3 protein-coding genes are annotated in these 4,130 nt (G+C 63.5%); all 3 read left to right on the top strand.

Going from position 1 to position 4,130, the window contains the following annotated elements; genetic code table 11:
- Positions 1-1,845, top strand: a 1,845-nt coding sequence (locus R1W00_RS18170; protein WP_317264183.1) for a bifunctional 5-dehydro-2-deoxygluconokinase/5-dehydro-2-deoxyphosphogluconate aldolase, incomplete at its 5' end; no start/stop codon positions are given.
- A 76-nt stretch (positions 1,846-1,921) separates the two neighbouring features.
- Positions 1,922-3,775 (top strand): 3D-(3,5/4)-trihydroxycyclohexane-1,2-dione acylhydrolase (decyclizing), encoded by a 1,854-nt coding sequence (iolD, locus tag R1W00_RS18165; RefSeq protein WP_317264182.1) that lies wholly within the window; start codon positions 1,922-1,924, stop codon positions 3,773-3,775.
- Between the two features lie 160 nt (positions 3,776-3,935).
- A partial coding sequence (locus tag R1W00_RS18160; RefSeq protein WP_317264184.1) for a 5-deoxy-glucuronate isomerase occupies positions 3,936-4,130 on the top strand: 195 nt, incomplete at its 3' end.

The following is a 4,130-nucleotide window of genomic DNA, read 5'->3' as shown; positions in this document are numbered from 1 at the left end:
GGGCGCTTGGAGGATATGGGGTCCTTTGAGAAGTACATCGGCGGGTCCCCGACGAACATTGCGTGCGGGACGGCGCGGTTGGGTCTGAAGTCCGGTTTGATCACGGGCGTCGGGGATGAGCACATGGGCCGGTTCATCCGTGAGCAGCTGCAGCGCGAGGGCGTGGATGTGGCGGGGGTCAAGACCGACCCCGAGCGCCTGACGGCCCTGGTGTTGCTGGGCATCCGCGACGAGGAGCAGTTCCCGCTGATTTTCTATCGTGAGAACTGTGCCGATATGGGTCTGACGGTGGATGATATCGACCCTGACTATATCCGCTCGGCGCGCTCGGTTGTGGCCACGGGCACGCATCTGTCCAACCCGCAGGTCGAGGCGGCGACGCTAAAGGCGTTGGAGATCGCGCGCGCGGCGGGATTGAAGACGGCGCTGGACATTGATTACCGCCCGAACCTCTGGGGCGTGGCGGGCCATGGCGATGGCGAGAGCCGCTTTGTCGAGAGCGCCGAGGTCACCGAGAAGCTGCAGTCCAGCCTGCATTACTTTGACCTGATCGTGGGCACCGAAGAGGAATTCCACATCGCGGGCGGATCCACCGACACGATTGCGGCCCTGCGGGCGGTGCGCGCGGTGTCGGGCGCGACACTGGTGTGTAAACGCGGCGCGGACGGGGCTGTGGCGTTTGAGGGCGATATTCCGGACAGTCTGGATGACGGTCAAACCGGGCCGGGCTTTCCGATTGAGGTGTTCAACGTGCTGGGCGCGGGGGACGGGTTTATGTCGGGTCTGCTCAAGGGTTGGCTGGATGGCGAAGACTGGCCCACGGCCCTTAAATACGCCAATGCCTGTGGGGCCTTTGCCGTCAGCCGCCATGGCTGTACCCCTGCCTATCCCAGCTGGAAAGAGCTGACCTTTTTCTTTGAGCGCGGCCTCAAGCAGGCGGATTTGCGCAATGACGTCGAGTTGGAGCAGGTGCATTGGGCCACCAACCGCGCAGGCGATTGGTCCACCGTGCGCACCTTTGCCTTTGATCACCGTCTGCAACTGGAAGAGATGGAGGGCTATACCCTGGAAAAAGGCGGGGCCTTTAAGGAGCTCTGCCTTCAGGCCGCGTTGCAGGTTCAGGACGGCCAGTCGGGGTATGGTATTTTGTGCGACAACCGCATCGGGCGCAGCGCGGTGCACGCGGCCTCGGGGACGGGGCTGTGGATCGGGCGTCCGACCGAACTGCCCGGATCGCGTCCGATTGATCTGGAGCCGGAACTGGGCCCCGATTGCGGTCAGTTGGGCGAATGGGCGCGCGAGAACGTGGTGAAGTTGCTGGTGTTCTGCCACCCCGATGACGATGCGGCGATGCGTGCCTTGCAGGAAGAGCGGGTCAAGCGTCTGTTCACCGCCGCGCGGCGCAACAAGCTGGAGTTCCTGCTGGAGATCATCCCCTCCAAGGTGGGGCCGGTCGATGACACCACAACCGCGACCCTGATCCGCCAGTTCTATGAGGCGGGGGTCTATCCCGACTGGTGGAAGCTGGAGCCGCTGAAGACGCAGGAGGCCTGGGCGAACGCGGTTGCGGCGATTGAGCTGCACGATCCGCATGTGCGCGGGATTGTGGTGCTGGGGCTGGACGCGCCCGAGGCCGAACTGGCCGCGAGTTTTGAGGTCGCCGCCAGCTTTGGCATGGTCAAGGGGTTTGCCGTGGGGCGCACCATCTTTGGGGATGCGGCGCGCGCTTGGATGACGGGGGACATGGATGATGAGGCGGCCATTGCGCAGATGGCCGAGCGGTTCACCCGCCTGTGTCAGGTCTGGGACAGTGCCCGCGGCGCTGCGCGGTTGAACGCGACGTGAGGCGCGGGGGCCAGCCCCCGCACCCCCGGAGTATTTGGACAAGATGAAAAGGGCCAAGGGGCCTTGGGAGAGACGAATGGGCACGATCCGACTGACGGCGGCACAGGCCATGATCAAGTGGCTATCGGTGCAGATGACCCCTGAGGGGGAGCGGTATATCGACGGGATGTGGGCGATCTTTGGTCACGGCAACGTGGCGGGGATTGGCGAGGCGCTGCATGCGTACCGCGACGTGTTCCCGACGTGGCGCGGGCAGAACGAGCAGACCATGGCCCATGCTGCCATCGCCTATGCCAAGGGCAAGAAGCGCACCCGCGCGATGGCTGTGACCAGTTCCATCGGGCCGGGGTCGACCAATGTGGTGACGGCCGCCGCGTTGGCCCATGTGAACCGTTTGCCGTTGTTGATTGTGGCGGGGGATGTCTTTGCCAATCGTCGCCCCGATCCGGTGTTGCAGCAGGTTGAGGATTTTGACGACGGCACGGTCTCGGCGAACGACTGTTTTAAGCCGGTGTCGCGTTATTTTGACCGTATCACGCGGCCCGAGCATATCCTTTATGCACTGCCCCGCGCATTGCGCACCATGACGGATCCGGCCAACTGCGGTCCTGCCACGCTGGCCTTTTGTCAGGATGTGCAGGCTGAGGCCTATGATTATCCGGTGGAGTTCTTTGAGCCGAAGGTCTGGCACATCCGCCGTCCGCAGCCCGATGTGGATGAGCTGGCCCGTGTGGCCGCGTTGATCAAGGGGGCCAAGCGCCCCGTCATCATCTCGGGCGGTGGCACGATCTATTCCCAAGCGGAAGAGACACTGGGCGCGTTTGCCGCCAAACACAACATCCCCGTGGCGGAAACGCAGGCGGGTAAATCGGGCCTGAGCCAGGATCATCCGATGAACTTTGGCGCCTCGGGCGTGGATGGGTCGGCGGCGGCCAATGCGGCGTCCGAGACGGCCGATCTGGTGATCGGTGTCGGCACGCGTTTGCAGGACTTTACCACCGGATCGCGCACCTTGTTCCGTGAGGATGCCACGCTGGTCTCGATCAACATCCACGGCTATGACGCGGCCAAGCACGGGGCGGTGAGCCTTGTGGGCGATGCGAAGGTGACGCTTGAGGCGCTGACGGCCGCCATCGGGGACTATGCGGCCGACGCTCCGAATGCGGAGGCGCGCGAGGACTGGTTGCGTGCGGTGGACGTTTATTGTGCCCGCCCCGAGGACCAAGTTGCCAAACCGACCGACGGTCAGGTGATTGGCGCGGTGCAACGTGGCACGACCGAGACCGCGATTGCCATGTGTGCCGCCGGCACCATGCCCGGCGCGCTCAAGCTGCTCTGGAAACCGTCCCAAGGCGGCTATCACATGGAATATGGCTATAGCTGTATGGGCTATGAGGTGGCGGGGGCCATGGGCCTGAAGCTGGCCTGTCCGGAGCGTGAGGTGATCTGCTTTGTCGGGGATGGGTCCTATATGCTGGCCAACTCGGAACTGGCGAGCGCCGTCATGCGCCGCATTCCCTTTACCGTCGTGCTGACCGACAACCGTGGCTATGGCTGTATCAACCGATTGCAGACCATGGGCTGTGGCGGTGAGCCGTTCAACAACATGTATGTGGATTGCAACGTCGAGGCCCAGCCCGAGATCGATTACGTGGCCCATGCCGCGTCGATGGGGGCCCATGCGGTCAAGGCGGCGGACACGGATCAGCTTGAGGTCGAACTGGCCGCCGCACGCGGACGCAATATCCCGACGGTGATCGTGATCGAGACTGTGGCCAAGGACTTCCCCGGGACCGGGATCGAGACCAGCGCCGGGGAGCACGGGTATTTCTGGGATGTGGCGGTGCCCGAGGTGTCGGAGCGTCAAAAGCAGCGCGACCGGTTCCAGGAGTATCTGGGCCAGATCGCGCAGGCGCGGTTGGTGAACTAGGGCGCACTTGTTCCCGTGGCCCGTCTGGTGGTGGGCGGGGAAGGAGTATTTGTGCCAAGATGAAGAGACAGGTTGGAGAGATGTGATGGGCGATTTGCTGAAGAAACCGTTCGNGAAGGAGTATTTGTGCCAAGATGAAGAGACAGGTTGGAGAGATGTGATGGGCGATTTGCTGAAGAAACCGTTCGGGCGCCACGGCAAGGTGCATGCGATCACGCCCGAGAGTGCGGGCTGGCGCTATGTCGGGTTTGATTTGATCCGGTTGCGAGCCGGTGAGGCTTGGGCCGAGGAGACCGGCAGCAATGAGGTCATTCTGGTGATGGTCGAGGGCAAGGCGCGGATTGAGGCGGCCGGT

Origin of the sequence: Rhodovulum sp. FJ3 (assembly GCF_032918305.1) — a bacterium.
Taxonomy (GTDB): Bacteria; Pseudomonadota; Alphaproteobacteria; order Rhodobacterales; family Rhodobacteraceae; genus SAT37.
This window is presented reverse-complemented; position numbering and strand designations above follow the sequence as displayed.

Coding starts and splice junctions, on each gene's coding strand:
- iolD (WP_317264182.1), top strand. CDS start 1,922: ATGGGCACGATCCGACTGACGGCGGCACAGGCCATGATCAAGTGGCTA.